Below are 26559 nucleotides of genomic sequence, written 5' to 3'. Positions count from 1 at the left end.
CCAAATGGATCCCGCCCCTACATGTTCATTTTTTCTTTACAATGTAGGTTTGTACCTGACAAGGTGTAAGCGGTTCAATGTGTAATGATCCATGTTGTGCTTTGAGTATATGTCCTTCAGGTGTTTCTCCTAAATTCGCTGTTTCTCCGTGTTGTAGAGATGAACTATTGATTGAAGCGGCTGTTTGACGCGTTAAATATGGATTGAAGAGACGGATGATAATGCCTGTTCCATGCTCTTCTTTTTTCAGAGCGCTTAGAATGGCTCCGTCTGTCTCAATGTCAAGCAGGCTATAAGTAGATTGTAAGTCTTCTTTTTCATCTCGGAAAGAGAAAATTAAACGACCGTTTAAAAAGTCTGCCCGTTCGTAGCATTGAACAGGGGTGGTATACCGTTTGGCAAGCTGCGCTAAGTGTCCCTCGCTGACTGCGTTCTTGCTATAGTGCATACCAAATGAGAATGACAGTGCACCTTGCAGCTGAGCATCAGGTGTCTCCACAATTTTTTCACCAGATGCGCGTCCTGGACGGTAAAGAAGGTTTTCTTTCCCCATTTTTCCGAAACAGCGGAAGAGGGTATACGCAATCGTTGTGTAGCCTTCTCCTGTGATTTGGTATTCTCTCACGCAGTCGGTTAACAGAGCGACACCGTATGCTTTGTCACGAAGTGCAGCAAAGGATTGCATCGGTTCAATGGTGATCGGTTTTTCTTCCCAATGTTCATTGTTCCACCATTCAAGCTCTTGCGTCAGCTCTGTTGGGCGTTCGATTGTACCAAACTGTTGATCGCTCAGTGATACGTTTGATGCGATGCCTGTATCAAAAAGAACACGAAGGCGATGATCTAATGCGTGGTTGTCGACATCTACATGAAAACGGATGACAGCCTCATCTTTGTTTAATGCCACCTTTGCTGTGATCGGAAGTGAAGTCGCAGCCGATTGCTGAGAGCGCTCCTCTAGGTCATAAGGGACAGTGAGCTGAAGATGGATGGTCAGCTCTTGCTGCAGGCCGCTTTTAGACACTGAGATGTCTGTTGATGAAAGATCCTTGGATGACACATACAAGTCCTCACGAGGTGGTGAATAGTTGTAAGAATCCCCATCGTCTCCGTTGTCTTCAAAGATCATTTGTTCAGAGAATGTCCGCCCAGTTTGTTTATCTGTGATGTCCAGTGATCCGTTGTCATTTGCCGCAATGCGGTAATACGTATTTTCAATCACTCGTCCTTCAGTTTGTTCCCATAGAGATTCGCTTGATTCATCGAAGACCATGCTGACCTGTGTATAACCAACTGACGGTAAGTCGATGGCTTCAATCAGTAGAACGGCTTTCCATACTTGCTTTGGCATGTAAACTTCTTTACTTGGGTTAAGAGAAATTTGCTGTGCCAGCACATAATCTGTGACATCGGTTTTGCTTTTCACTGTGTACTGAAGCGTTCGTCCATTTGCATCCTTTAGTGTAAATGGACGTTCCGTGATAAAGGTTTCAACTTCAATGACTTCAGAACGCTTTGAAGGCAGCGTATTGAATAACGTGAAAGTGATTTCTTGCTCTGTTTGCAGTCGAATTGTGATGAGACGCATGTGCAAGTCCACAAGATTCTCAGCGATTTCCTTTGCCTGCTTGTAGCGGAAGAAGACATCTTGGTTTGTCGTGTCACTATTACAGCCGCCAATGCTGTCATGCGCTGCATTTTCAAACATGAGGTACCAAATATCGCGAACCGTATCATGCGGATAGTCGTGTCCAAGCGAATAGCTGATCGTTAGGATGGGCTCCATCACATTCACGAGATAGTTTTCAATTTGGTTGTTTAAGATTTTTAAATCCGCTCGTGTTGAAAAGATAGATTTATGAATCCGCATATGCTTCGCATGAATGAGCTCTCCGTGTAATGTCTCGAAAGATGTCCGCTCTTTTTTCACTGCTGCAATATAATCTTCTAAACTGCTGATTTGATAGTGATTCTCGTCCAGTTCATTGGCTTTTTCTAATAAGTCAGGCAGATTTTTGCGGATCGGTGCTTGGTCAAAACCGTTCGGGAAATAGACATTTTTTGTGGTTGCTTTTGCTTGCAGCGCACCGATCTTTTCAGATAAAAAGGCTTGTAAGTCCTCATCCTTTTCAGGGATATTTCCACCGTAGTAGTAGCCGAATGGCAGATTCACAGCAAAGACTTCACTGCCATCAGCACCGCGCCAATTGAATTCAGTATGGTTCGTCATATGGTCAGAAACGCCGCGCCAAAATGCTGTATCGACAATGCCGAAGCCGCGATAAATTTGAGGCATTTGTGCGGATTGACCGAAGGAATCAGGGACATAGCCGACTTTCATCACGTGGCCGAACTGCTGACAGCGTTCAATCCCATATTGCAGGTTTCGCACAATCGATTCACCTGAAATGACGAGCTGGTCGGTTTGGGTATACCATGGGCCGATGATGAGACGTTTCGCTGTGACAAGCTTTTTGATTCGATTCTCATCCTCTGGACGCCATTTCAAATAATCATCTAATAAGGAAGCCTGGGCATCGAGCATGAAGTAATGGAACCTTTCATCTGTTTCAAGGGTGTCTAAAATGTCCATTACGCTTTTCATTAAGTAGATACGGGAGCGGGAGGTGGTAAAATACCATTCCCGGTCCCAGTGAGTATGTGGAATCACATGTACATTGACAGTCATTGATCAACGACACCTTTCTTCGTTTAAATTATCCTTCTAGCACAAGGTCAAAATCGTCTTCTTCTTTCTGCTTCTGATCATGTTCCGGCGTTTTTGGCTCTTTTTTCTCAGAGAAATTCACAAGCAGGTTGGCGCCAATACCGATGACAAGTGCGCCAGTAAGGGCTCCGATTAAATAAGCCCACCAGTTTCCGACTGAGAAGAAGCCATATAGCCCGCCAATTGGCGGCATGATGTCATGAACTCCTAATAATGCAGCGACCCCGCTTCCAGCAGCACACGCGACAACATTGAGCGGAATCAATTTCAAAGGATTGACGAGGGTAAAAGGAATCGCCCCTTCTGTAATACCGATAATGCCCATGACAAGGCCGCCTCGTCCGGCTTCTCTAAAGGTTGGGGAGAAGTTGCGTTTTCGAATCAATGTCGCAAGCCCGTATCCAAGCGGAGGAATGACAATGGCAATATTGACGAGAATGGCAGGGAGATAGACGCCTGATAGGAAGAGCGCGTTACCAGCCATCCAAGCTGATTTATTCACCGGTCCGCCAAGATCGAAGCCAATCATCGCACCTAAAATGAGAGCGAGTGCGAGAGTACTTGTTCCATCAGCGACCATGCCTTTGATCCATTCAATTAATGCCGTGTTCAAAGCGCCTAATGGGCCGCCCAGAAGAACTGACATAAGAAGCCCGGTTAAGCCAACGGTAATGAGCGGCAGGATGAGCAGAGGGACGAGCCCAGCTGCAGAGCCTTGAATTTGAATTTTTCTTTTCACAAAAAGAGCAACATATCCTGCGAAGAAGCCTGCAATGACGGCACCTATAAATCCAGCATTGGTTGAGCTGGCGAGGGCACCGCCGATAAAACCGGCCGCAAGACCTGATTTATCCGCAATCGAATAGGCGATAAATCCAGCGAGCAGGACGTTCATTAAGCCAATGCCTGTCCAGCCAACCTGCTCCATCAAATAGGCGCCGTGCAGTATGCCGCCAGCATCCTTATAGGTGTTTAAATCTGAAACACCAAACCCTAACCCGACCAGTTTTGCTAAACCAACGATAAGTGAGGCACCGATGATTACAGGAAGAATATAAGAAATACCGGTCATGAGATGGCCTTCAATGACTTTTAATTTTGCTTTCATTTTGCTTTGCTCCTTTCTATATGGCATTGCTCATGTTTATTGAGATTCAGACTTTTTCTTTTCTACAAGTGCTACAGCTTTGGTGATGATTTGTTCGGCATTTTTTAAGGCACGTCCGATTTCGACACGTACAGTGGGAATGCCTGAGAAGCGTTCAGCATCGTTGATATGCTGATTTGAGGCAATGATGCAGAGGTCTGCCTGCTGTGCTTCCTCTGCTGTAATGCCGTTCACCTGTCCCATAATCCCTTGCTGTTCGATTTTGATCTCGTGTCCGAGCTGTTTACCCGCATTTTCTAACGCTTTGGCTGCCATTGGTGTATGAGCTAATCCTGCTGGACATGAAGTGACACCGACAATTTTCATTGTGTAATCCCCTCTTTCAATTGTTGTTCAATGACTTCGTAATAGTAATCAGCTGTTTGACCTGGTTGAATCTTTTCGATAAAAGCAGGTTCCATTAGACTGGTCGCAATACCTGACAGTAATTTCAGATGTGTGACATTTGCTTCTTCTAGTGGAACGAGCAGTGTAAATAAATAGCTTGTGGGCAAATCGTCGAAGCTCCCCCATTCAATGGGTTGTTCAAGTTCTAAAAAAAGAAGTGAAGCCGTTTGTACAGCGGAGCTTTTTGTATGTGGAATGGCGAAGCCTTGCTGAAGTCCTGTTGAGACTTCGTCTTCGCGTGTCAACAAATCTGCTAATAGCCCCGCCTGATCGTTTGTAATCTGAAGGTCTTCAGCTTTCTCGGAAATGTATTGTAAAATCTCATTCTTTGATCGTCCGTTTACTTGTGTGAAAACATGATCTTTTTGGAACAAGCTGATCCCTTCTCTCTTGTTTGTTAAGCGCTTACAAGTTGATTGTAATGTACTTTTCAGCATGGTTAAATAGCATCATTTTCCGTTTGAAATGGCAAAAAGTTTATGAAGCTATCCGTCTTGCTGACTGAATATCTCAAATCCTAGCTTAAAACGAGTTTAATTATGTAAAAAACAGATTCTACTAAATGTCTTTCTGTGATATTCTTCCAAGGTATCATAAAAGATAAGGGGGTCTTTTCATGTTCAAAAAGCAGGTCAAATCCTGTGTGGCCGTACTCATGGCCATCATTCTATGTATGGCAGCATTACCTGGATACGAGGCTGCAGCTGCCAGTCATGGAACAAGTGTCAATGAAGCCATTGGATTAAAAAATGGTGAAGTCATCTCAGGTACATTACAGAATGAAAAGGAAGAGTCGTGGTACCAAATCACGCCATCTGCACAAGAGGTGGCAAAACATACACACATGCAAATTTCTGTGAAAAGTAAACAAGTGCTGTCCGTATCGGTCTATCCAAGTAAGGACAGAGCGATGAAGGATGACACATATTCAAGATATCGCGTGGACACATCTAGCGGAGAAACAGAGATCAACTTCCCGCATGCATGGGCAGGTCCCTATTATGTCAAAGTGCTCTATTTAGGTTCGGAGGAAGACAGCCGTGATGAGGAAGAGGATGCGGCATATACAATCGGATATAAAGGAGCTAACCTCCCGCCTTCTGAACCTGTTTTCCCTGAAGACGATGAGCCTGAAATCATCATTATAGAGAAAAAGTACGGGCGTGAAATTCTTCAATCGATTCGTACAATCGAAGATAAACGATTCAATGAAACGGCAGAGGGTCGGAAGCTGACGCGTCTGCTCCAAAAGACAAAGCCGTTTCTCAAATCGAAGCTCATCAAACATCAAAAAGAGCAGCAAAAGGTATACAATCATCTGCTCACATTAAAAACACTGCTAAGTGACGTAGAGAAAAATGGTGCTTTTAGTGGTCATATCGTAACAGAAAAAGAACAACAGGCGATCCGGTCCCTTTTTGATATGCTCAAAGAAGCAAGTCCGGCTTATTTAAAAAAGGAATTAGAAGCCGTCAGTCAAAAAATTGGCATCGATCAGCTTGAAGGAAAATCAGCTGGTTATGTATTAGAGAAACAAAAGCTAGTAAAAGAAGAGAAGGTTAAAACGAATAAGATCATTTTTAAATTAAAGGATGGCCAAACACTTCAATCTGCGAAAAACAAGATGAAAAGCTACGGCATCCAAGAAAACCGTGTGACATCACAGTCAGTCAGTCCTTTATTCAAAGGAATGTATGTCTATGATGTACCAGCAGGTCAAGAATCAGCTGGAAAGACACTAAAAGCAGGCAAAGCGGCCATCAAAAGCACGGCAAGAAAGCTCTCCAGCATGCCGAATGTTGAATTTGCAGAGCCTGTTCAAACCTATCGCGCGCTAAGCAGCGACGCGCAGTATGGTTATCAGTGGCCGCTGAAAAACAGTGCGCAAAACAGCGGGAAAAAAGGCGCTGACGTCAAATTTGAACAAATGAATACACTGATTGGCACAAGCAAAATGAAGCAAACATTAATTGCTGTTGTGGATACAGGTGTAGACAGCCGTTTGACGGATTTAAACGGGACTGTTCGTACAGACTTAGGTGCGAATCTCATTGGACGAAACAAAGATGCGATTGATGACAATGGACACGGTACGCATGTGGCAGGCATCATTGCCGCAAAATCCGATAATCATTACTCAATGGCAGGTCTCAACCAACATACGGGCATCATTCCGGTGAAGGTGCTGGACGCCTATGGCTTTGGCGATACAGAGCATATTGCACTTGGCATCAAGCATGCAGTGGACAAAGGCGCAAAGGTGATCAACATGAGCCTTGGCGGCTACTACAGCAGGGTGATTGAATATGCAATGAATTACGCTGCTCAAAGAAATGTACTAGTCGTTGTGGCGAGTGGAAATGATGGCGTACCAGAAATGGGCTACCCTGCGACGTCAAAATACGCAATGGCGGTTGGCGCAAGCAACCGTATGGATATTGCTGCTGAGTTTTCAAGCTATGGCAAAGGGCTGAGCATGTCAGCACCGGGTTCTGATATTCCGAGCTTAATGCCTGATGGGAATGTCTCATACCTTAGCGGGACATCAATGGCGACACCATATGTGGCAGCAGCAGCAGGGTTACTGCTTTCTAAAAATCCATCCTTGAAGCCAAATCAAGTGAGAAATCTTTTGCAAAGTACAGCAGATGACATTTCATTTAAATCGATTGATGGAAAAGACGACGTTTTCTATGATGAAAACGAGGAGCCAATTGTAGATCCGAAAATCCCGGGTATCGATTGGATGACAGGACATGGGAGACTGAATGCATTTGCTGCATTAAGTGCTGTCGAATTAAACGCATCTGTAAGCAAAGTGGAGGATCAGCATCAAAAGGTGACAGGTAAAGCAAAAGCCGGCGCTGCTATTTCTGTGTATAGAGGAAAAACCCTGCTTGGAAAAGGCACAGCAGGCAAAAAAGGAACCTTTAGTGTGAAGATTAAGCATCAGAACAAAAACAAGGTCCTTCACATTAAAATATCAAAAGGAAAGGCCGCTACGACGCTCAAAACCGTCGTGAAAAAAGGCAAAGCACCAGCTAAGCCGAAAGTGAGCAAAGTAACAGTCAAAAGTAAAGCGGTCAAAGGGACTGCGGGTGCAGGCTTGACCATTAAAGTGAAAAACAAATCAAAGAAAGTCATCAAAACAGTCAAGACCAATAGCAAGGGTGCATTTACTGCCCAAATCAAACCGCAAAAAGCCAAAACGGTTTTGTATGTGACCGCTTCAGATGTGAGAAAAAGAGAAAGCAAAGCGGTAAAAGTGGTTGTGAAAAAATAAAAGAAGAACTTCCCTTTCTAAAAAAGGGAAGTTTTTTGTTTTTAACTGGAAAAATACCAATTAATGTCGATAGTAATATAGTAGGAAAAAAAGGAGGATTTATCGATGAAAAAAATCATGTTTGCTTTCTTTCTATCATTGCTTCTCGTATTCCCAAGCTTTGCACATGCTGAAGAAACAGGTGCAGTACCAGCATCCGTTCAAGTCACAAGTGTCACAGCAGCCGATAGTGGAATAGTGAATTACGGCTATGGCAGTAAATATCGCGTGGGTTCTTATTATCCAGCTACGTTTAAAGGAACACTAAAAGATGCAAGTGGAAACCTCATGCCTAATCAGCCGATCAAGCTTTATTTTGAAGCAGCAATCAAATCATATGCTCAAACAGCGACAGGCACAACAGACGAGAATGGACAGTTTTCACTGACGTTTCAAGTTCCAGCAGGTGCAGGCTACCAATCATACAATAATGCAGGCTGGTCAACGCATTACTACGATATCGTTCCAGTGACGTTCACGTCAAACGACATCAAACTATCTTCAAATGTCACAAGTGTGTACCATTTGGCATATACATCACGTTACTAATCTCATAGAAAAAAAGGATGTCATCAAGTGACATCCTTTTTTGTCAGATGATTTATATAGAAAAAACCCTGATGTTATACACCAGGTTTTTCTCGTTTTTTCTGAATCCAAGCTGTCACGTAATAGGCAGCATAGCAGAGCGCAATGAAAGGAATGCCGCAGATGAGGGCAATCCGCTGATTTGGATCAAAGGCAATGCCGATGACAGATGCTAGACATAGGAGGAAGGCAGCAATCGGAACCACTGGATAGAGCGGGGTTCGAAAGGATAAATCATGAAGCTGTCCGCCTTCCTGTAAAAATCTTTTCCGAAACATAAACTGTGAGGCAGCAATCCCCATCCATACGACCACAACGGCCAGTCCAGAGATTGAAACAAGGACAAGGTATACCGTTTCTGGTGCGATCACACTCGATAGCAAAGAAAGAATACCACCGATCATACTTAAAATGAGTGCATTCAAAGGAATTCCTTTTGATGTCAGCTTCGCTAGTTTTTTAGGAAGTGTCCGTTCCTCAGAAAGCGACCAAAGCATACGAGATGATGCGTATAATCCTGAGTTTGCGGCAGATAAGATCGCGGTCAGGATGACAAAATTCATGAAATCTGCGGCATAAGGAATTCCGATACGATCAAATACTACGACAAATGGGCTTTTGATCACCCCGGCTTCTTCTACTGGAATCAAGCCAGCCAAAACAACGATCGTTCCAACGAAAAACAGGACGAGACGCAGGACGGTTGTGCGAATTGCTCTTGGAATGGTCTCGTCAGGATTGACGCTTTCACCCGCAGCAATCCCAATCAACTCTGTACCTGAAAAAGCAAAATTGACAGCAAGCATCGTCATTAAAATCGGTAAAAAGCCGTTTGGAAAAAGTCCGCCTTCCCCAGTGAAATTAGAAAAGAACGGAGCGGCCTCACCGCCCTTTAATGGGATCAAACCAAACATTGCAGCTCCGCCAAGAATAATAAAGAGAATAATAGCCATCACTTTAATACTGGAAAACCAAAACTCTGATTCTGCAAAAAACTTGACTGTAAATGCGTTAAGTAAAAAGATGAGAAGAGCAAAAACTCCACTCCACATCCAAACTGAAGTGTCTGGAAACCAGCGCTGCATTAATAATCCTGCCGCTGTAAATTCCGAACCGAGTGCCACTGTCCACGTCAGCCAGTATAGCCAAGCGACCGTATAGCCTGTACCAGGTCCAATGTATTTTGTTGCATACGTATGAAAAGCCCCTGTGACCGGCATTGCGACAGACAGCTCACCTAAACAAAGCATCACGAGGTACACAATTAATGCCCCGACAAGATAGGCAAGAATGGTCCCCGCAGGTCCGGCCTGATTGATCGTATATCCAGAGCTTAAAAAGAGCCCTGTTCCAATGACGCCGCCTAGAGAAAGCATGAACAGATGCCGGCTCGTCATTTTTCGTTGATATTGTTGTGACTGATCTTTTGCTTGTTCCATGTCTTCCCGCCCTTTTGCTTAGAAGTATGTGTGTTGATTCATGATGCTATGATGAGGTTCGTTTTAAGATGTCATTGATATCTTCTGGAGTCGTCCGGCAGCAGCCGCCGATGATATGCGCGCCGTCTTTGTACCATTGATAAGCACATTCGCCAAAAGTAAGATGTGACGTATCTCCGCTCCATACTTTTTCTTCAGGATCATATACTTCACCTGAGTTTGGATACACCACAATCGGTTTGCTCGTTCCTTTTTTCATCTCTTGAATGAGAGAAGTGATAAATTGCGGCGGCGTACAGTTCACGCCGACAGCAGCGATTTGTTCATAAGGCTCAAGTGCCTGTACACATTCTCGTATGAAATCACCTTCACTAATGTGCAGGTCATCCTTTGCGCTGAATGTGATCCAAGCAGATGTCCCGCTGAATTCATTCTGCAGCAGCTTTGCAATGGCTGTTGCTTCAATCAGACAAGGAATCGTTTCGCATGCAAGAATATCTGCACCCGCTTCTACTAATGCCTGAATTCTTGGTCTGTGGAAATCAATGAGCGCCTGCTCAGAGAGTCCGTAATTTCCCTTATATTCTGAACCATCAGACAAATAAGCGCCGAATGGCCCCACAGATCCAGCGACAAATGGTTTTGTCCGTCCTTCACGACGCGCTTCATCCTGCCAAAAAAGATCGCGTGCATCTTTCGCTAGAGTGACAGAGCGTTTCATGAGTTCAATCGCTTCTTCTTTTGTATACCCTTTTTCAGCAAAGCCTTCAATCGTTGTTTGGTAGCTGGCGGTTGTGGCACAGTCAGCACCTGCTTGGAAGTAGTCCAAGTGTACTTGCTGAATCAATTGTGGCTGTTCAATAAGTATTTTGGCTGACCATAAACGATCGTTTAAGTTACAGCCCTTTCGTTCAAGCTCTGTTGCAAGTGCACCGTCTAAAATCAAAGGTGCGTGAGCCTGTAAACGGCTTTGAATAGGATTCATCGGAATCAAACAGCCTCCTTTTTAGATCGGAAATGATGGATATGATATGAGGCAGTAGTTTAAATGACTAAAGTGTTTTTGTCAAGGTGAGGAAAAAGCATCATAGGGCGGAAAAACCCTGAAAACATGCGGGTTTTGATGCATAAAAATGCAGTCAAAATAATAGACAACCAAGTCATTGACAGCCTCTAAAAAGAGATATATATTATGGAAAGACTGATTTCAGAAAGCTTCATCAAAAGGCGCCGTCTTTTGATTTTTATGTTGTCCAACGACTGTCTTCTTTCGTGCAGAAAGAGGGTTTTTTATATGCTTAAAAAAGGAGGAAAGAAGAAATTGAAAAAATGTGTAAAAGATATAGCGATGATTCTAGTTGGTTCTTTTTTATTTGCCGCAGCAGTGAACATGTTTGTCATTCCGCTTGAATTTGGTGAAGGCGGCGTCACGGGGCTGTCCATCATTTTTTATTATTTGTTTGAGATTGCACCGTGGCTGACGAACCTCGTGTTTAATGCCATCTTATTGCTTGTCGGGTATAAGTATTTAGACAAGAAGACCACGATTTATACTGTGGTTGCTGTTGCAAGTAACTCCCTATTTTTACACCTGACCACAACATGGGTCGTGAATGTACATGAATTGATCATTGGAGCGATTTTTGCAGGAATTATCATCGGAATTGGGATTGGTCTTGTGCTCAGAGCCGGTGGAACAACGGCGGGTTCTGCCATTCTCGGAAGAATTGCCAACAAGTATTTAGACTGGAACGTGAGCTATGCTATCTTGTTCTTTGATCTAATTGTTGTGTTTGCTTCCTATTTTATTATTGGTGCGGAAAAATTAATGTTTACCATTGTGATGCTGTACGTGGCGACAAAAGTGATGGACTTCGTGATAGAAGGACTTAACACGAAAAAGGCAGTGACGATTATTTCTTCATGCAAAGATGATATTGCGGAAGAAATCAATCACACCCTAGATCGAGGCGTAACGATTTTAAACGGACGCGGTCATTATTCAAAGGAATCGAAGGAAATTCTTTACGCAGTCATTCAAAAGCAGGAGCTCATGCGCCTTAAGAAAATTATTAAGAAAATAGATCGAGACGCATTCGTGGTTGTCCATGACGTACGCGATGTGTTCGGAGAAGGATTTGTGAATATATAAAAATGCAAAGACCCTAAAAAGGGTCTTTTTTTATTCTTTATACCTCTTGTCACACAATACTATGTAATGTATAGTATAAATGGTTAGGAGTTGTAAACATGAATGCACAATTAAAAAAAGGATTACTGGAATTTTGTGTACTGGCGGTATTAAAGAAAGGCGATTCCTATGGTTATCAAATCATTAAAGATATGTCCCATTGTATTGAGATTTCAGAATCGACATTATATCCGATTTTAAAGCGTTTAGAGCAAAACAATTATGTGGAGACCTATTCCCAGGAACATAACAGTCGATTAAGAAAATACTACCGCATGACAGAACGCGGGCGGGAGCATATGGCGCAGTTTTTAGAGGAATGGGATCAGGTGATGGCGATTTACGACTTTATTTCTGGAGGACAGAGCAATGAATAAAAAAGAATTTTTGAGCAGCCTAAAGAAGCATCTGCATCTTCTAGGCGAAAAAGACAGTGATCGGTTTATCGAATACTACGATGAAATGATTGAGGATTATCAGGAAGATGGCTACAGTGAACAGGAAGCGGTTCAGCAAGTCGGGCAGCCTGCCATCATCGCTGAAGGGATTATGAAGGAACAAGGAATAAAAACCGTTCAGGTGCCGACGTTTGGAGAAAAAGCCACAAGGCTCTCCATCCTCATTTTAGGCTTTCCGTTATGGGGCAGTATTCTAGCAACAGTCTTCCTGCTGATTCTTTCTGCGTATATGGTGATTTGGTGCATTCCGCTCGTGACAGGTACAGTGACGCTGGTTGGTCTGCTCGGCGGTTTTTGGAGCATCATTGGTTCTCCATTTATCTTTCAGGACGGTTTGCATGTGGTGGTGACGCAGATTGGCGTTGGTATTCTTCTATTAGGTGTCGGATTATTATGCGGCATAGCCACGGCGTATTTGACAAAGCTATTTGTGCAAATGACTATTCAAACTACTAAGGCATTCATGGGAATGTTTAAAAAGAAGGTCGTGAGAGTATGAACGTGAATGATTTAAAAAAGCAATGCATCAAATGGGGGGTCATCTTTACCGTTGCCGGAGGAATTGTCATGGCAATTGGTTTTGGAATATCAGGATTTGATTTAGATGCATATCACAACAATGACCAGAGCAACGTGTTCCGCACCATCAATTGGAGCAAGCCATAATAAATGAAAAAACCCGCTTATGCGGGTCTTTTTTTCGCTCGGGCCACAAAGAAGAAATAACAGCAAAGTGCGCCTAGATCACAAAGCATAATGATCAGACCCATTGGAAAGGCTGTTTGGCTTCCGGCTAGTCCGACAAGAGGTGTCATGCAAGCACCTAATAGCATTTGCGCAACACCGATCAGTGCAGCCGCACTTCCTGCATGCGCTCCGTGATGCTGCATCGCAAGAGACGGGGCAGAGGTGCCGACAATTCCAACGCTTGAGACAACAAAAAACAATGGAATCAGAATACCGTACAATCCTGCATCAATCGAGATCATGAAAAATAAAGTGACTCCCCCTAACGCAGCTGTCAGCAATCCAATGCGAAGGACTTTCTCTTCACCAATTTTCGCAGCGACTCGGGCAAACACTTGTCCAGCCGTGATGATCCCAAGACTATTTACCGCAAAGGCCGCACTAAATCCTTGTGGAGAAAGGTTAAAAATATCCTGAAGCACAAACGGTGAACCAGAAATATAGGCAAACATCGCTGCGAAGACAAGACCTTGCGAGAGGGCATATCCAACAAAGAGACGATCGCTCGCTAGAATTTTCATCGCACCTAGGATCTGTTTGAAGCCCCCAGTCTGTCTGCGTTCCGCAGGTAAGCTTTCTTTCAATGAAAACATTGATCTTAGGAGCATTAGCGCTCCGAGGATTCCTAGAAGAACAAACACACCCTGCCACGTCGTGAACCGTAGCATTTGTCCGCCAACGATAGGTGCCGCTGCCGGAGCAACTCCGTTGACTAACATGAGCAGAGCAAAGAATTTCGTCATTTCTGAGCCTTCATAATGATCTCGCACGATAGCTCGTGCAATGACAATGCCTGCTGATCCAGCAAGTCCTTGAATCAATCTAAGAAGAATGAACGTCCAAATCGATGTGACCACTGTACATAAAAGAGATGCTGCAATAAAAATGATCAATCCAATCATGAGCGGCTTTCTTCTGCCGACTGTATCACTGATTGGACCTGCAATCAGCTGTCCAAGCGCAAGTCCAATCAAACAAGCCATGAGACTTAACTGAGACAGCGCCGTGCTTGCTTCAAAGTCACGGGCGATATTAGGTAAAGCAGGTAAATACATATCCATTGCCAGCGGAGCAAGGGCTGTTAAAGATCCGAGCAATGCGGCAAGGAGAAATCGATTTTTTTTCGATTCTTGGGGATAAGATAAAGAACTCATATGATGACAACACTCCTCGTATACTTCCTCAACACAGCATAATGAATCAAGCGTTCCTTTTCAATGAAAATTTTTCAAAGATGATTTCGTGCAAAATGATTGATCTTTCGAATGAGACTCTTTACATTGAATGAGTAGAGAAAAGAGTAAGGCTATCGCATGCAGTGATTGCATGATACGTATATCCACTAATAGAGAGCAGGAGGTGCTGACATGAAGCAGCAAGAGCTGATCATTCGTCAAGCAGTCAAAGAAGATCATGAGGCCATCACGCACGTGCTGATCAAATCCTATGCACAGTACGAGCCTCAATTTACAGAGGAAGGCTGGCAAGATTATTCTGCCGCGCTTGCAGCAGCTGTAGATAATCCAAACATGGAGCTGATGCTTGTGGCGGAGCTTGACGGCAAGGTCGTGGGGACGCTGCAAATGTTCCGGTCATCAGAGCAAGCGTATGACAAACCCGAAATGGGCATTACATCAGCCATCGTCCGGTTTTTAGGAGTAGATCCCGATGTGAGGGGAAAAGGCATTGCAGAATCATTGCTGCGTAAAAGTATTGAACTGACGCAATCATGGGGCGAAAATGTCCTGTATCTTCATACATCTGATAAAATGCAGGCCGCCATTCGCCTATATGAAAGAATGGGCTTTGAGCGTGCGCTTGATAAAGAATTTGTGAACCAAAATGGGACACATGTCAAGAGCTATCAATATGTGATCAAGAAAGAACAGCCGGCAGGTTCATCACATCACGCGTAATAAAAGGAAGAGCAAGTCCTGCATGGACAGCTCTTCCTTTTTTCAATTTACGCCCACAGTGCCAGCGCCCAATATGATACCCCCCAGGAGATTAAACCGAACATGACAAAGAATTTTAACATGCGTTCATAAGGAGACAGCTTTCGTTCTCTCTTCGTTTTCATCAGCTGCCAATAAAGGATATAGCCGCAAATCATGAGGATGATTTGTCCAAGCTGTGTAAAGTGTTCAAGAATCGTGATTCCGTTCATTTATTTCACCTCATCATAGGTCTTCCATAAGTAAATGCGGCAATCCTTTATTTCTTCAGAAAAAATCGGTGTATACTGGAAAGAAACGAGATGTTTAGAGGGAGTTGTGACATGTTGTTTTCGCTGCATGCGGATCGTTGGGATAAAGTCATCGAGAGAAAAATCAAATACGATCAGAAAGTTGTGGAACATACCTGTCAGCTGTTAGACGCACAGGGACAGCAGGTTGTGCTGTTTCACAAGATTAAAGACCCGTTTACGATGAGGGCAGGTGATGGTGCTCTGACCATTCCAAAAGGGAGCTATACGACCGCCTATTATTGGAAGGATCGTCCTTACAACATATATTTCTGGAGAGATGATCAAGGGAAGGAACTAGGGTCTTATTTTAATATTGTGGGAGATACACAGTTCAACGGCCAGCTGGTCATGTTTGAAGACCTCATTATTGATCTTCTCGTTCTTCCAAATGGTGATGTCTTTGTGCTGGATGAAGATGAGCTGCCGGAGAGTTTAGCAGATTTTGAACACGGTACAGTGCGGCGGGCATTAGAGAGCGTGATGGCTTCGTTAGAAAGCATTCTCGATCAAGTGAGGGCAGATGCCGAAGGGAAATATCATCACAGCTTGTTTGAGCCGATGTTGAGATAGAAAAAAACGATTCCTCGCTGAAAGGAATCGTTTTTTCTGTTAAACCTTAATACGGTTTAATCGTTTTTGTAAATTGGTTTTTGTTTTGGAGGCTTTTAGCTGTTTGACAGCGCTTTGAGCCGCTGCTTTTGTTTTCTTTGTTCGTTTGGCTTCCGCTTTTTTGACCTTTTGTTTAGCGTCTGTCACTTTCTTTTGATAAGCGACTTGTTTTTTGACTTTGTCGAGCCGGTTTTGCAGGCTTGTTTTTTCTTTGCCTTTGTTTAGTTTTTTGATGGCCGTTTGAGCACTTTTAATAGCGCCCTGTGTTTTGTTCTTTTCAGCTGTTTTGACCTTTGCACGTGCCGAGCGGATATCAATGGCTGCTTGGACTTTCTTCACCCGTTCTGTGAGTGCTGTTTTTTGCTTGCTTGCGGTGAGCCTGCCAATTCTTGTTTTGGCTTGATTGACATCTGCCTGCTTTTTAGATGTTTCGGCTGTTTTGACAGCACTGGCTGCAGCCTTTAAAAAGGTGGATTGCGGCACATATTGCACGCGGCCATAGCCGAATTGCGGATCCTTCCCTTTTGCGCCAAGATCCACTGTATAGCTGCGCAATAAAGTGCGAAGCTGTGCATTTGTTTTCTTCGGATGAAGCTGCTTTAACAGTGCCAGCATTCCTGTGACATGCGGTGCAGCTTGTGATGTCCCCGTTGCATACCAATATTCATTTTTTAAATAAGTGCTGATGACGTTCTCGCCAGGGGCAGAAAATTCAATCCCTTTCCCTGTATTCGAGATAGACGAAAGTTTGTCTTTGTCAGTCGTTGCAGAAACGGCAATGACGCTATTGTAAGCGGCTGGGTAGCTAATATGATTCTTTTTCCCATCATTTCCGCTTGCAGCAACCACAAGCAGTCCTTTTTTATAGGCTTCATCCACTGCTGAATGCAAGATGGGGATATTGTCTTCAAAGCCTAAACTTAAATTAATAATGTCCATCTTGTTGGTAATCGCCCAATCGATGCCTCGAAGCAGACTATACAGGTCGCCTTCTCCCTTTTTATCTAACACTTTCACAGCATACAGCTTCACACCAGAAGCGACGCCGACTGTTCCATAATCGTTATTAAGCGCACCAATCGTGCCGGCGACATGTGTACCATGTCCTTCATCATCTTTATAAGAGGATGTGTAGTTCACGAATGATTTACCGCCGGATACCTTTAAATCCTCGTGTGAGAAAATACCAGTATCTAGAACGGCTACTTTTACATTTTTACCAGTGACACCTTCTTTTATTGCTTGCTTGATATTTAGTTTTTGCAGATTGTAAGATTTTTGTACCAATGCATCCTGATTAGTAGCAGCTGCTGTTTTCTTCACAGTTGAAGCCGCGAGTTTGACCTTTACGTTTTTTGAGACGTAAGCGATGTTTGGGTCTTTTTTGAGTGAGGTGACCGCTTGTTCATCTGCTGTCACAGCGACAGCGGGAAGATGTATGTACTGTGCGTTCACTTTCTCACTTTCCTCAATCGCTGTTTGTTTTCCTTTTTGATTTTTATAGACGATGATGACATCTGTTTCTTTTGGCGGTGCAGCTGCCTGCGAATGGAAGGGCAAAGCAGTTGTAAACGCAAGAAGAAACGCAATGACGATAAGTAATTTCTTTTTCAATGCGTGGCTCCTCTCATCCGATAATCTCGGTCTTTTTTTCTCTATTATATCGGAGAAAGCAGAGGGATGGGATAGTAGAATTGTCGTCTTGTTCAGAAAGTTATTTTTACAAGTAACCTGAAATTGAAATTCATAGAATTCTAGTAGACAATAGAGACATCATGATAAGAGAAAGAAGGACATGCTGATGAACGTAAAAGAGTATATGACGTATGATGCGACTGGCTTAGCAGCACTTGTGCGGAATAAGCAGGTAACGCCCGAGGAGCTTATGCAGGCGGCATTTGATAGATTGAATGAGGTCAATCCAGAACTAAACGCTGTGATACGGACGAGACAAGATCAAGTTTTAAGAGACATCAAGGAGTTACATGAGTATCAGCCATTTGCGGGTGTTCCGTTTGTGCTAAAAAATATATCGCAAGGGATTAAAAATGAACCGCTGACAGCAGGAGCTTTGCTATTAAAGGATGTAAAAGCAAATTCGGATTCGCACTTTGTTGATCGGTTGAAGCAGGCTGGTTTTCTCATGATTGGACATACAAATACACCGGAATTCGGTTTAAGAAATGTGACGGAACCTGCTTTACATGGTCCAACGAGAAATCCTTGGAATACGGACTATTCTCCGGGCGGCTCAAGCGGCGGGACAGCAGCTGCTGTTGCAAGCGGCATTGTACCTGCTGGCGGAGCAAGTGATGGCGGTGGTTCCATTCGGATTCCAGCATCCTTTACCGGTTTGTTCGGCCTTAAGCCCACGCGGGGGAGAACGCCGGTAGGCCCAGGCGCAGGAAGGCAGTGGCAAGGGGCTTCCATCGACTTTACACTCACAAAAACAGTGCGGGACAGTGCAGCCCTTCTTGATCTTCTTCAAGTCATTCAGCCTGAAGCTGCTTTCCAAACTCCATTATACGACGGCAGTTACCAAGAGGATCTGGTGAAACGTACATCTTCTATGCGAATTGCTTACAGCGTAGAATCTCCAGTTGGCACGAAGGTCAGTGAGGAGGCGAAGCAGGCGGTTCAGCAAACAGTGAAATGGCTGAGTGAGCAAGGCCATCAAGTAGAAGAAGCCAAGCCGGAAATTGATGGGGTTCATCTCATGCAGCAATATTACGTGATGAACAGCGGAGAAATGTCTGCGTTATTCACTTCCTTGGGTCGTTCGTTAGGGCGTCCAGTAAAGCCGGAGGAAACGGACATCGTGGCATGGGTGCTGGCGGAGGCTGGCAAGAATGTGACTGCTGCTGCTTATACAGAAAGTCTTGATGCGTGGGATCGGGCTGCTGCACAAATGGCGTCATTTCATCAAACCTACGATCTCTATGTGACACCAGCTACTGCCTATTCAGCTCCAAAGGTTGGTGAACTTATGCATTCAGATCAGGAAACAGCCGCACTTTTACGTGTGTCATCTCTTTCAATGCAAGCACAGCAGGATCTCATTTATGACATGTTCCTCAAGAGCTTGACCTACACCCCATTTACACAGCTTGCCAACTTAACAGGTCAGCCATCAATGAGTGTTCCTGTTCATCTCACAAGCGCGGGCATGCCTTTAGGGGTACAGGTGACAGCACCTAAAGGAAAAGAGGACTGGCTGCTCAGGCTTGCGGCGGAAATGGAGACATCCTCGATTTGGAAAGGAACTAGTCAATTAAATCGATAACGCATGATCAGCGACTTTGGTCTATGGAGGGAAAAGAGTGTCACACGTGAGTACGAAGGACAAAATCATTCAAACGGCAGCACTTCTTTTACGTAAACAGGGATACCATGCGACAGGATTGAATCAAATTATCAGAGAGAGCGGCACACCTAAAGGCTCTCTTTATTATTACTTTCCAAATGGAAAAGAAGAGCTGGCCATTGCATCTGTTGAATATATTAGTCAAAAGGTCATCAATCAAATTGAAGAAGGCTTTGCCTATTCGGATGACCCATATATCGCCATCGATCGTTTTATGACAAACATCATTCGAGGATTTATGAAGAAAGAAAGTGAAAGAGGGATTCCGATTGTCTTGCTGGCGGCAGAGTCCAAGCCTGAAAACACGCAGCTCCATGCTGCATGCAAACAAGAAATGATCCGCTGGCAGGAGCTTGTAAAAGAAAAGCTAATGAACAGCGGGTATGAAGAAAACAAAGCGGATGAGCTGGCTTCTCTCCTGCACTCAATGGTGATCGGGGGGCTCTCGATGACCACTGCACTCAAGCAAACGACCCCTTTAGAACACGTAAAAAGTTACCTTAGACACTTATTTATGCGAGATGAGTAAAATCTCTCGCATATTGTCTATCTATTATATCAATTGGTCTATATAATATAGATAGTCAATTAGTCATGAGGAGTGATGGGATGTCGGAGCAACCGCAATCGATCAAGCAATCCGAAGGTACCTCTTTTTATACCGTGTCTGGTTCCGGAAAGCTGTATGGGCTGGAGAATCAGCTTGTTCATATGCTGGCAGAAGCAAATCAAACGAATCAGCTGTTTGAGCTTGCCTTAATCACAGGTGGGAAACGAGCATATTTCCCGCTGCACTGTCATGAGCACTTATTTGAAACCATTTTTGTGCTGGAAGGAAAGCTTGAAGTGATGCTGGACGGTAAAAAATATATGGTAACAGCCTTTGATTATATTCATATCCCGCCCAAAACGATTCATGGCTACAGAATGCATAGTCACAAAACTAGGTTTATTTCATATACATTGGGCGGACAAATGACAGATGTCTATCAGCAAATTGGGAAGAGGCTTTTTCAGAATGAATGGTCTATGACTCATCATGCTTTCGATGCTGCCAGTTTTCAGCAGGCTGAAAAAGAAAGCGATATCATCCTGATGCATGGAATCAGAGAACTGTCCAATACAACCAAGCCCCCCGTTTTATTTCATAGTCAGCTCCCTCATGAGGTACAGCCCTATGTGTTAGAGGCTGGTGAAGGGAAGCAATACATTATTGATGGGCAGATTCATGAGCTGATTGCAACAACAGAAACAACAGGTGGCGGATTCAGTCATTTTGTGGTTGAAGGAGCGAAAGAGAAATATTTCCCGCCGCATTATCATCAAGTTCATACTGAAGCACTCTATTGTGTTGAAGGGAAAATGAACGTTCATTTGAACGGAGAGGATATTTGCTTGATGCCGGGTGACTTTGTCTATATCCCGCCGGATACGATCCACTCTTATGAATTTGTGTCTCATTCAAATAAAATGTTGGTTTTGCTGCTTCCAGGAGAAATTGAGCAGGTGTATGAACAGTTTGAAGAATCTCCAAGTCCAAGTATATGTCCTTATTTTATTCAAGAAGGGAACTTCATGTTCAATCGGGAGACTTCCACTCAATATGATTTGTTTTTTGTTGAAAAAGATTAACTGTGTAACGCGTTACACAACATCATGAGTCTGTCGAAACAATCGACGGGCTTTTTTGTTTTTTGCCTCCTCCACATAATTTTCTCATTTGATGAATGAACCATTCATTCAAGGTGAAGCTATGTAAAGATGCCTTGAGCTAAAGGAGGAAATGCATGTGAGGGCTGTTACTTATCAAGGGAAAAATAGCATTGCAGTGAAGAAGGTAGATGCACCGTCTATTCAAGATCGGGAAGATGTGATTATACGGATTACATCAACATCAATTTGTGGATCAGATTTACATTTGTATCAGGGAAATTTCCCGCTTCCAATCGGCTATGTGATTGGTCATGAACCAATGGGGATTGTGGAGGAAGTTGGCCCGGATGTCACAGCGGTAAAAAAGGGAGACCGTGTTGTCATTCCATTTACGGTTGCATGTGGTAAATGCCAATATTGTGATCATCACTTAGAAAGCCAATGCGACAACTCAAACCCGCACTACGATTCGGGTGGACTTTTTGGCTATAGTGAGAAATATGGGAACTATCCCGGAGGACAGGCAGAGTATTTACGCGTACCTTTTGGAAATTACACCCCGTTTAAGATCCCGGATGATTGTGAGCTGGAGGATGAACAATTGCTGTTCTTATCAGATGTCCTGCCAACCGCCTATTGGAGCGTGGAGCACGCAGGTGTGAAAAAAGGCGATACGGTCATCGTGCTAGGCTGCGGTCCTGTTGGGTTAATGGCACAGCAATTTGCTTGGCAAAAAGGGGCAGAACGTGTGATTGCCGTCGATTACATTGATTACCGCCTGCAGCATGCAAAACGGATGAACGGTGTGGAAGTCTTTGATTTTACAGAAGATCCCGACATGGGAGAAACGTTAAAGGAGCTCACTAAGGGTGGAGCCGATGTTGTGATTGATTGTGTAGGAATGGATGGGAAGAAGTCGCCGCTTGAAAAAATTGAGCAAAAGCTCAAGCTCCAAGGCGGAACGATCGGACCCATACAAATTGCCACAAAAGCCGTTCGCAAATGTGGAACAGTGCAGATGACGGGTGTGTACGGTGGCCTATACAACATGTTCCCATTAGGTGCTTTCTTCGCAAGAAACGTCACCCTGAAAATGGGCCAAGCTCCGGCGAGAGGATACATGTCAAAGCTTTATCAAAAAGTGACAAGCGGTGAAGTTGATCCTAGAGCGATTATCACACACAAATTGCCATTAGATGAAGCTGCTCATGCGTACCACATCTTCAACGAAAAACAGGATGATTGTATAAAGGTCGTTTTAAAGCCATAAAAAAAGAGGCTTAGGAGTATTCCTAAGCCTCAGCGTGTAGACAAACCCTCGCATTCGGTGTCAGGTCTGCGTGCCGGTGCTCACGAATGCCCAATTCGCTCCGCTCCGGTACTCGTCCTTCCTAGGGCTGCAAAGGTTTTCTATCACGCTGAAAAGAAGACAAAGAGCATTTAGCACTTTGTCGAAAATTTAAGGGCTTAGGAGTATTCCTAAGCCTTTAATGTGTGCTCGTCCATCATTTTTTCGATTAATTCAAAAAATGTCTTTTTATCTTCCTCTGAAAGGTGGTTGAATAATTGATTCACAAGCAGCTGGCGATTGTCGATCATTTGTTTAGCGATTTGTTCGCCCGATTCAGAGAGTTCAATCCACACAGTACGGCGGTCATTATTATTTCGAGAGCGGATAATCAGCCCTTCGTCTTCTAAGTGATTGAGAGCGGTTGTTGTTGCAGAGGGAGATAATGAAACTTCCTGTAGAATATTTTTCACAGTACATGATTGATGGCGGTAGATGATACGTAAAATAAACCCTTTGACATTCGTCACGTTTTTCGGAATATTTTCTTCATCTATTTGTTTCGTCGCCTTTAAATACTTCGTCAGTGCATGGTCTAACAAACTTGCCTCTAGCTCGAAATGTTGCATTCTCCATACCTCTTTTCCTATTGCATTCGCATTTTCCGATCAATTACTAGGTCTATCTTATCATAATAATCATCATGATTTAAACCAAAATGGAAGACGGATATAAAATTACCTATATTATCAATTAATATAAAGAACAATTCCAAAATGAAATGATTTTACTTTCAGCTATTTTTATTTTAGAATGTGAATGAGATAAAATCTGCCAACCCAATTCACTGGAAAATTGGCTATTGGAAATCAAACGTTTGGAGATGAAGATATTGAATACTTTACAGGCATTACTAAACGACAGAATGGAACGCTCTTCACAAATCGAAGCGGTAACTGGCGGAGGTGTGTCTTATACATTTGAAGAATATGCAACACGCATCGCCCAGCTTGCTCATTACTTACATCAAAAAGGAATTCGAAAAGGTGACCGCGTTTGCTTTATTTGTCAAAACCATCATCACTTTTCAACAATTATGCTGGCAGCCATTAAAGCAGGTGCAGTCGCAGTTCCGCTTAGCTGGCAGCTTACTTCTTTTGAGCTGGAAGGTATTTTGAAAAAAGCAGAGCCAAAGGCTTTATTCTTTGACCGAGAATTCCGTGACATGATTTCTGCGGTGAATGTGTCTTTAGACAACTGCCTCATGGTGGAATCTGGTGTGAATGCGAAAACAACGCAGCTGTTTGAAGACCTATTGGCTTCAAATGATGGCAGTGATCTTGCGGAAGAGGTATCAGAAGAGGATCTAGCGATGATCTTATTTACCTCTGGGACAACGGGTAATCCAAAAGGCTGTATGGTTGGACATGGGCGAATCTATCAATTTTTAACAAGACGCGGGAATCGAGGATTTGACTTGAAAGGAAAGCGGTACTTGGCGAGTCACCCTCTGTATCATATGAGCTCAATTAATCATCTGATCGCCGCTGCGATTGAAGGGTATACGCTTGTTTTCTTACATGATGCAACACCGAAGCGCATTTTAGAAACAATCGAAAAAGAAAGAATTACGTTCATGATGGCTTTCCCATCAGCTTATACGTACATGCTGGAAGAAATGAAACGCGGTTCGTATGATCTTTCATCCTTTGAAATTGCGATTTCTGGCGGTACGAAGGTGCCGGTCCGTTTGATTAAAGACTACAAAGAAGCAGGCATTCAGATGATGCATGGCTACGGAAGCACGGAAGCATGGGTTGTCAGTGCGTGGCACCCTGCGATGGGCGAGGATAAAATGGGCTCTGCTGGCAAAGTAGATCCAGATGTAGAAGTGAAAATCGTTCATCCTGAGACTGAGGAAACACTGCCAGCTGGAGAAATTGGCGAAGTCGTCATGAGAAGCCCCTTTTATTTCTTAGGCTATTATCATCAGCCTGACGCTACTGCGAAGGTGCTCAAAGATGGCTGGTTCCATATGGGAGATGCAGGCTATCTAGACGAAGATGGTTTTCTATTTATCACAGGCAGATACAAAGATGTCATTTTATACGGCGGAGACAATATCTATCCTGACCAAGTAGAAGAAGTCATTGAACAAATTCCAGGTGTGATTGAATCAGCTGTCATCGGGGTGCCGGACGAATTATATGGTGAAGTGCCAAGTGCGTATATCGTAAAAGACGAATCCGCCGATTTCTGCGAAGAAGATGTGGTGTACTATTGTCAGGAACGTTTGGCAGATTACAAAGTGCCATCCATTCATTTCATCAGTGATCTGCCAAAAAACAAGCTTGGTAAAATTATGAAGAAAGATTTACGTGAATTGGTTGTGAATGCTTAGTACCTATTCTGCTATAATGAAATTTGAATGATTTTTTGTTTTTCTAACGTTTTGGAGGGAAAGGGTTTGCGACATATTCTTCGTAAGAAACACGTTCACGATTTGTTGGAACAGAGCAGACAGCAAAAGGTAAAAAAAACGCTGGGCGGGCTTGATCTCACGCTTCTTGGTATAGGGGCAGTGATTGGTACAGGGGTTATGGTGTTAACTGGAATTACAGCGGCTAAGGATGCAGGACCGGCTGTCATTTTCTCCTTTGCGATTGCAGCCATTGTGTGCAGTTTGGCAGCACTTTGTTATGCAGAAATGGCTTCAGCGCTTCCTGTATTCGGCAGTGCATATATTTATTCATATACGACCATGGGCGAGCTTGTAGGCCATTTAATGGGATGGACCTTATTATCCGTCTATATGCTGACTGCTTCAGCTGTCGCCAGTGGCTGGTCGAGTTATTTCAACAGCCTGCTCGAGGGGTTTGGAATTTCTATTCCACATCAATTCTTAGCGGGGCCGGAGCAAGGCGGATATATGAATCTGCCGGCGATTATCATTGCTTTACTGATTGCGTGGATCTTATCTAGAGGAACGAAGGAAAGTAAAAAATTTAATAATATCATGGTGTTTGTGAAACTCGGTATTATTGTTCTTTTCATTGTAGTAGGCGGCTTTTACGTACAGCCAGCCAATTGGCAGCCGTTTATGCCGTTTGGCGCAGAAGGCGTCATTGCCGGTGCTGCTGCTGTATTTTTTGCTTTTTTAGGGTTCGATGCAATTTCTGCTTCAGCAGAAGAGGTGAAAAATCCGCAGCGGAACCTGCCAATTGGGATTATAGGTTCATTACTTATTTGTACGATCATTTACATTGTCGTTTGTTTGGTCATGACAGGCATGGTGCACTATACAAAGCTGAATGTCACAGAGGCTATGTCCTATGTCCTGCAAAGTGTACATCAAAATAGTGTGGCTGGTATTATTTCTGTAGGTGCGGTCATTGGATTGATGGCTGTGATTTTCGCCAATAATTATGCGGCAACTCGAATTGCCTATGCGATGGGCCGAGACGGACTTTTGCCTAAAGTGTTTTCAAAAACAAACAAAAGCGATACGCCTGTTGCTAGCATATGGATGATTGGCGGAATGACAGCTGTTATTTCAGGCTTTATTGATTTGAAGGATCTGTCCAACTTAGCGAATATCGGTGCGTTATTAACGTTTGCAATGGTCAGCTTATCTGTGCTTATCTTGAGAAAGACACATCAGCAGCTTGAGAGGGGCTTCAGGGTTCCTTTTGTGCCTGTTTTGCCGATTATCTCAATGGGCTGCTGTTTATTCCTTATGCTCAACTTACCAGGCCGGACATGGCTTTACTTTGGGGTTTGGCTGTTAATCGGTGTCGTCATGTACGCAGCGTATTCAAACAAACATAGTGAATTAGCGAAATCTTCATGAGAAAAAGGTGCAAATCCGTTGACGATTTGTGCCTTTTTTCATACGATTTGGGATAAGCTATAAAAGAGATGATGGACGGAATAAGAGGAGGATGAGGGATATGATTAGTGTTAGTCCTTATATTGTTGTAGAAGATGTGAAAGAATCTCTTCAATATTATCAAGGGATTTTTGGTGGGGATATTCATATCTTAAATGAACATCAAGACCGTGTCCTGCATGCTGAATTACATCTTGGGGAATCACTGCTTCATTTTTCAGATACGTTTGGACGCACACCAAAGCCAGAGAATCTTAGGTTGATCATGCAGTTTGACAATGAAGAAGAACTAAAGGCTGTATATGAAGCGCTGGAAGCTGATGGAGATGTACTGGTCGAATTACAGGATACCTTCTTTGGCGCACTTCACGGACAAGTACAGGACCGGAAAAATGGGTTGATCTGGGTTCTGAATTTTATGAAATAGACTAAGACCTTCACGAGTGTGAAGGTTTTTTTGTGAGTGTTTTTATTTTCTGA

The 26559-nt window shown here is 43.6% G+C and carries 25 protein-coding genes; 15 read left to right on the top strand and 10 right to left on the bottom strand.

What is annotated here, in order from left to right; genetic code table 11:
- Window positions 1–25: 25 nt before the first annotated feature.
- From mngB to NSS92_RS12950, 4 genes are read right to left on the bottom strand one after another with little or no spacing between them, the layout of a single operon-like run.
- Entirely contained in the window at window positions 26–2689 is a 2664-nt protein-coding gene (gene mngB / locus NSS92_RS12965; protein WP_340868475.1) for a mannosylglycerate hydrolase, read from the bottom strand.
- 28 nt (window positions 2690–2717) lie between these two features.
- Window positions 2718–3836, bottom strand: a complete 1119-nt coding sequence (locus NSS92_RS12960) for a PTS fructose transporter subunit IIC (protein WP_106043305.1) — start codon at window positions 3834–3836, stop codon at window positions 2718–2720.
- Between the two features lie 36 nt (window positions 3837–3872).
- Window positions 3873–4202: a PTS fructose transporter subunit IIB gene (locus NSS92_RS12955; protein ID WP_024424400.1), complete on the bottom strand. Its 330-nt coding sequence runs from the start codon at window positions 4200–4202 to the stop codon at window positions 3873–3875.
- The gene (locus tag NSS92_RS12950) at window positions 4199–4720 is read right to left on the bottom strand and encodes a PTS sugar transporter subunit IIA (protein WP_225315567.1); all 522 of its coding nucleotides are present in this window, start codon (window positions 4718–4720) and stop codon (window positions 4199–4201) included. Before NSS92_RS12950 ends, NSS92_RS12955 begins: the two co-directional genes overlap by 4 nt.
- Window positions 4721–4899: 179 nt before the next feature.
- Here NSS92_RS12950 and NSS92_RS12945 point away from each other — a divergent pair, with 179 nt between their 5' ends.
- Together NSS92_RS12945 and NSS92_RS12940 are read left to right on the top strand one after the other, a co-directional pair.
- Entirely contained in the window at window positions 4900–7566 is a 2667-nt protein-coding gene (locus NSS92_RS12945) for a S8 family peptidase (protein WP_340868468.1), read from the top strand.
- 105 nt (window positions 7567–7671) lie between these two features.
- Window positions 7672–8154 carry an Ig-like domain-containing protein gene (locus NSS92_RS12940; RefSeq protein WP_061110437.1) on the top strand — a complete coding sequence of 161 codons (483 nt, stop codon included), beginning with the start codon at window positions 7672–7674 and terminating at the stop codon, window positions 8152–8154.
- A 74-nt stretch (window positions 8155–8228) separates the two neighbouring features.
- On the opposite strand, the gene mmuP is transcribed toward NSS92_RS12940, so the two are convergent.
- Window positions 8229–9632 carry an S-methylmethionine permease gene (mmuP, locus tag NSS92_RS12935; RefSeq protein WP_024427433.1) on the bottom strand — a complete coding sequence of 468 codons (1404 nt, stop codon included), beginning with the start codon at window positions 9630–9632 and terminating at the stop codon, window positions 8229–8231.
- Between the two features lie 46 nt (window positions 9633–9678).
- Entirely contained in the window at window positions 9679–10617 is a 939-nt protein-coding gene (gene mmuM / locus NSS92_RS12930) for a homocysteine S-methyltransferase (protein WP_267587830.1), read from the bottom strand.
- A gap of 336 nt (window positions 10618–10953) precedes the next feature.
- On the opposite strand from mmuM, the gene NSS92_RS12925 reads away from it, so the two are divergent.
- The 4 genes from NSS92_RS12925 (at window position 10954) to NSS92_RS12910 (ending at window position 12947) form a co-directional block, all read left to right on the top strand.
- The gene (locus NSS92_RS12925) at window positions 10954–11784 is read left to right on the top strand and encodes a YitT family protein (RefSeq protein WP_034283328.1); all 831 of its coding nucleotides are present in this window, start codon (window positions 10954–10956) and stop codon (window positions 11782–11784) included.
- Between the two features lie 98 nt (window positions 11785–11882).
- Window positions 11883–12200: a PadR family transcriptional regulator gene (locus tag NSS92_RS12920; protein ID WP_267587829.1), complete on the top strand. Its 318-nt coding sequence runs from the start codon at window positions 11883–11885 to the stop codon at window positions 12198–12200.
- Window positions 12193–12780, top strand: coding sequence for a DUF1700 domain-containing protein (locus tag NSS92_RS12915; RefSeq protein ID WP_267587828.1), 588 nt, complete (start codon window positions 12193–12195; stop codon window positions 12778–12780). The genes NSS92_RS12920 and NSS92_RS12915 overlap by 8 nt, the downstream gene beginning before the upstream one ends.
- Window positions 12777–12947 carry a hypothetical protein gene (locus NSS92_RS12910; RefSeq protein ID WP_267587827.1) on the top strand — a complete coding sequence of 57 codons (171 nt, stop codon included), beginning with the start codon at window positions 12777–12779 and terminating at the stop codon, window positions 12945–12947. The genes NSS92_RS12915 and NSS92_RS12910 overlap by 4 nt, the downstream gene beginning before the upstream one ends.
- A 17-nt stretch (window positions 12948–12964) precedes the next feature.
- Here the strand turns inward: NSS92_RS12910 and NSS92_RS12905 are convergent, their stop codons facing one another.
- Window positions 12965–14182, bottom strand: a complete 1218-nt coding sequence (locus tag NSS92_RS12905) for a multidrug effflux MFS transporter (protein ID WP_142946530.1) — start codon at window positions 14180–14182, stop codon at window positions 12965–12967.
- A 213-nt stretch (window positions 14183–14395) separates the two neighbouring features.
- On the opposite strand from NSS92_RS12905, the gene NSS92_RS12900 reads away from it, so the two are divergent.
- On the top strand, window positions 14396–14944 hold the full coding sequence (locus NSS92_RS12900; RefSeq protein WP_267587825.1) for a GNAT family N-acetyltransferase: 549 nt from the start codon (window positions 14396–14398) through the stop codon (window positions 14942–14944).
- Window positions 14945–14991: 47 nt separating this feature from the next.
- On the opposite strand, the gene NSS92_RS12895 is transcribed toward NSS92_RS12900, so the two are convergent.
- Complete coding sequence (locus NSS92_RS12895) at window positions 14992–15195, bottom strand: hypothetical protein (protein WP_340868457.1); 204 nt, start codon at window positions 15193–15195, stop codon at window positions 14992–14994.
- A 111-nt stretch (window positions 15196–15306) separates the two neighbouring features.
- On the opposite strand from NSS92_RS12895, the gene NSS92_RS12890 reads away from it, so the two are divergent.
- Window positions 15307–15846: a DUF402 domain-containing protein gene (locus NSS92_RS12890; RefSeq protein ID WP_267587823.1), complete on the top strand. Its 540-nt coding sequence runs from the start codon at window positions 15307–15309 to the stop codon at window positions 15844–15846.
- Between the two features lie 39 nt (window positions 15847–15885).
- Here NSS92_RS12890 and NSS92_RS12885 read toward each other — a convergent pair whose 3' ends face one another.
- The gene (locus tag NSS92_RS12885) at window positions 15886–17499 is read right to left on the bottom strand and encodes a S8 family peptidase (RefSeq protein WP_340868454.1); all 1614 of its coding nucleotides are present in this window, start codon (window positions 17497–17499) and stop codon (window positions 15886–15888) included.
- Window positions 17500–17686: 187 nt separating this feature from the next.
- On the opposite strand from NSS92_RS12885, the gene NSS92_RS12880 reads away from it, so the two are divergent.
- From NSS92_RS12880 to NSS92_RS12865, 4 genes are all read left to right on the top strand, one after another.
- Window positions 17687–19168: an amidase gene (locus tag NSS92_RS12880; RefSeq protein WP_340868452.1), complete on the top strand. Its 1482-nt coding sequence runs from the start codon at window positions 17687–17689 to the stop codon at window positions 19166–19168.
- A gap of 37 nt (window positions 19169–19205) precedes the next feature.
- Window positions 19206–19778, top strand: a complete 573-nt coding sequence (locus tag NSS92_RS12875; RefSeq protein ID WP_267587820.1) for a TetR/AcrR family transcriptional regulator — start codon at window positions 19206–19208, stop codon at window positions 19776–19778.
- Between the two features lie 80 nt (window positions 19779–19858).
- Entirely contained in the window at window positions 19859–20881 is a 1023-nt protein-coding gene (locus tag NSS92_RS12870) for a quercetin 2,3-dioxygenase (protein ID WP_340868450.1), read from the top strand.
- A gap of 157 nt (window positions 20882–21038) precedes the next feature.
- Entirely contained in the window at window positions 21039–22172 is a 1134-nt protein-coding gene (locus tag NSS92_RS12865) for a zinc-dependent alcohol dehydrogenase (protein WP_340868448.1), read from the top strand.
- Between the two features lie 209 nt (window positions 22173–22381).
- On the opposite strand, the gene NSS92_RS12860 is transcribed toward NSS92_RS12865, so the two are convergent.
- Complete coding sequence (locus tag NSS92_RS12860; protein WP_012008812.1) at window positions 22382–22819, bottom strand: MarR family winged helix-turn-helix transcriptional regulator; 438 nt, start codon at window positions 22817–22819, stop codon at window positions 22382–22384.
- A 263-nt stretch (window positions 22820–23082) separates the two neighbouring features.
- On the opposite strand from NSS92_RS12860, the gene NSS92_RS12855 reads away from it, so the two are divergent.
- The 3 genes from NSS92_RS12855 to NSS92_RS12845 all read left to right on the top strand — a co-directional run bounded on the left by NSS92_RS12855 (window position 23083) and on the right by NSS92_RS12845 (window position 26506).
- A complete protein-coding gene (locus tag NSS92_RS12855) occupies window positions 23083–24591 on the top strand; it encodes a class I adenylate-forming enzyme family protein (RefSeq protein WP_340868446.1) in 1509 nt (502 codons plus the stop codon).
- A 66-nt stretch (window positions 24592–24657) separates the two neighbouring features.
- Entirely contained in the window at window positions 24658–26040 is a 1383-nt protein-coding gene (locus NSS92_RS12850; protein WP_041106205.1) for an amino acid permease, read from the top strand.
- Window positions 26041–26140: 100 nt separating this feature from the next.
- Window positions 26141–26506, top strand: a complete 366-nt coding sequence (locus NSS92_RS12845; RefSeq protein WP_267587816.1) for a VOC family protein — start codon at window positions 26141–26143, stop codon at window positions 26504–26506.
- The last annotated feature ends 53 nt before the right edge of the window (window positions 26507–26559 follow it).

The sequence above is a fragment of the Bacillus sp. FSL M8-0166 genome (genome assembly GCF_038008825.1).
Lineage (GTDB): Bacteria > Bacillota > Bacilli > Bacillales > Bacillaceae > Bacillus > Bacillus safensis.
This window is presented reverse-complemented; position numbering and strand designations above follow the sequence as displayed.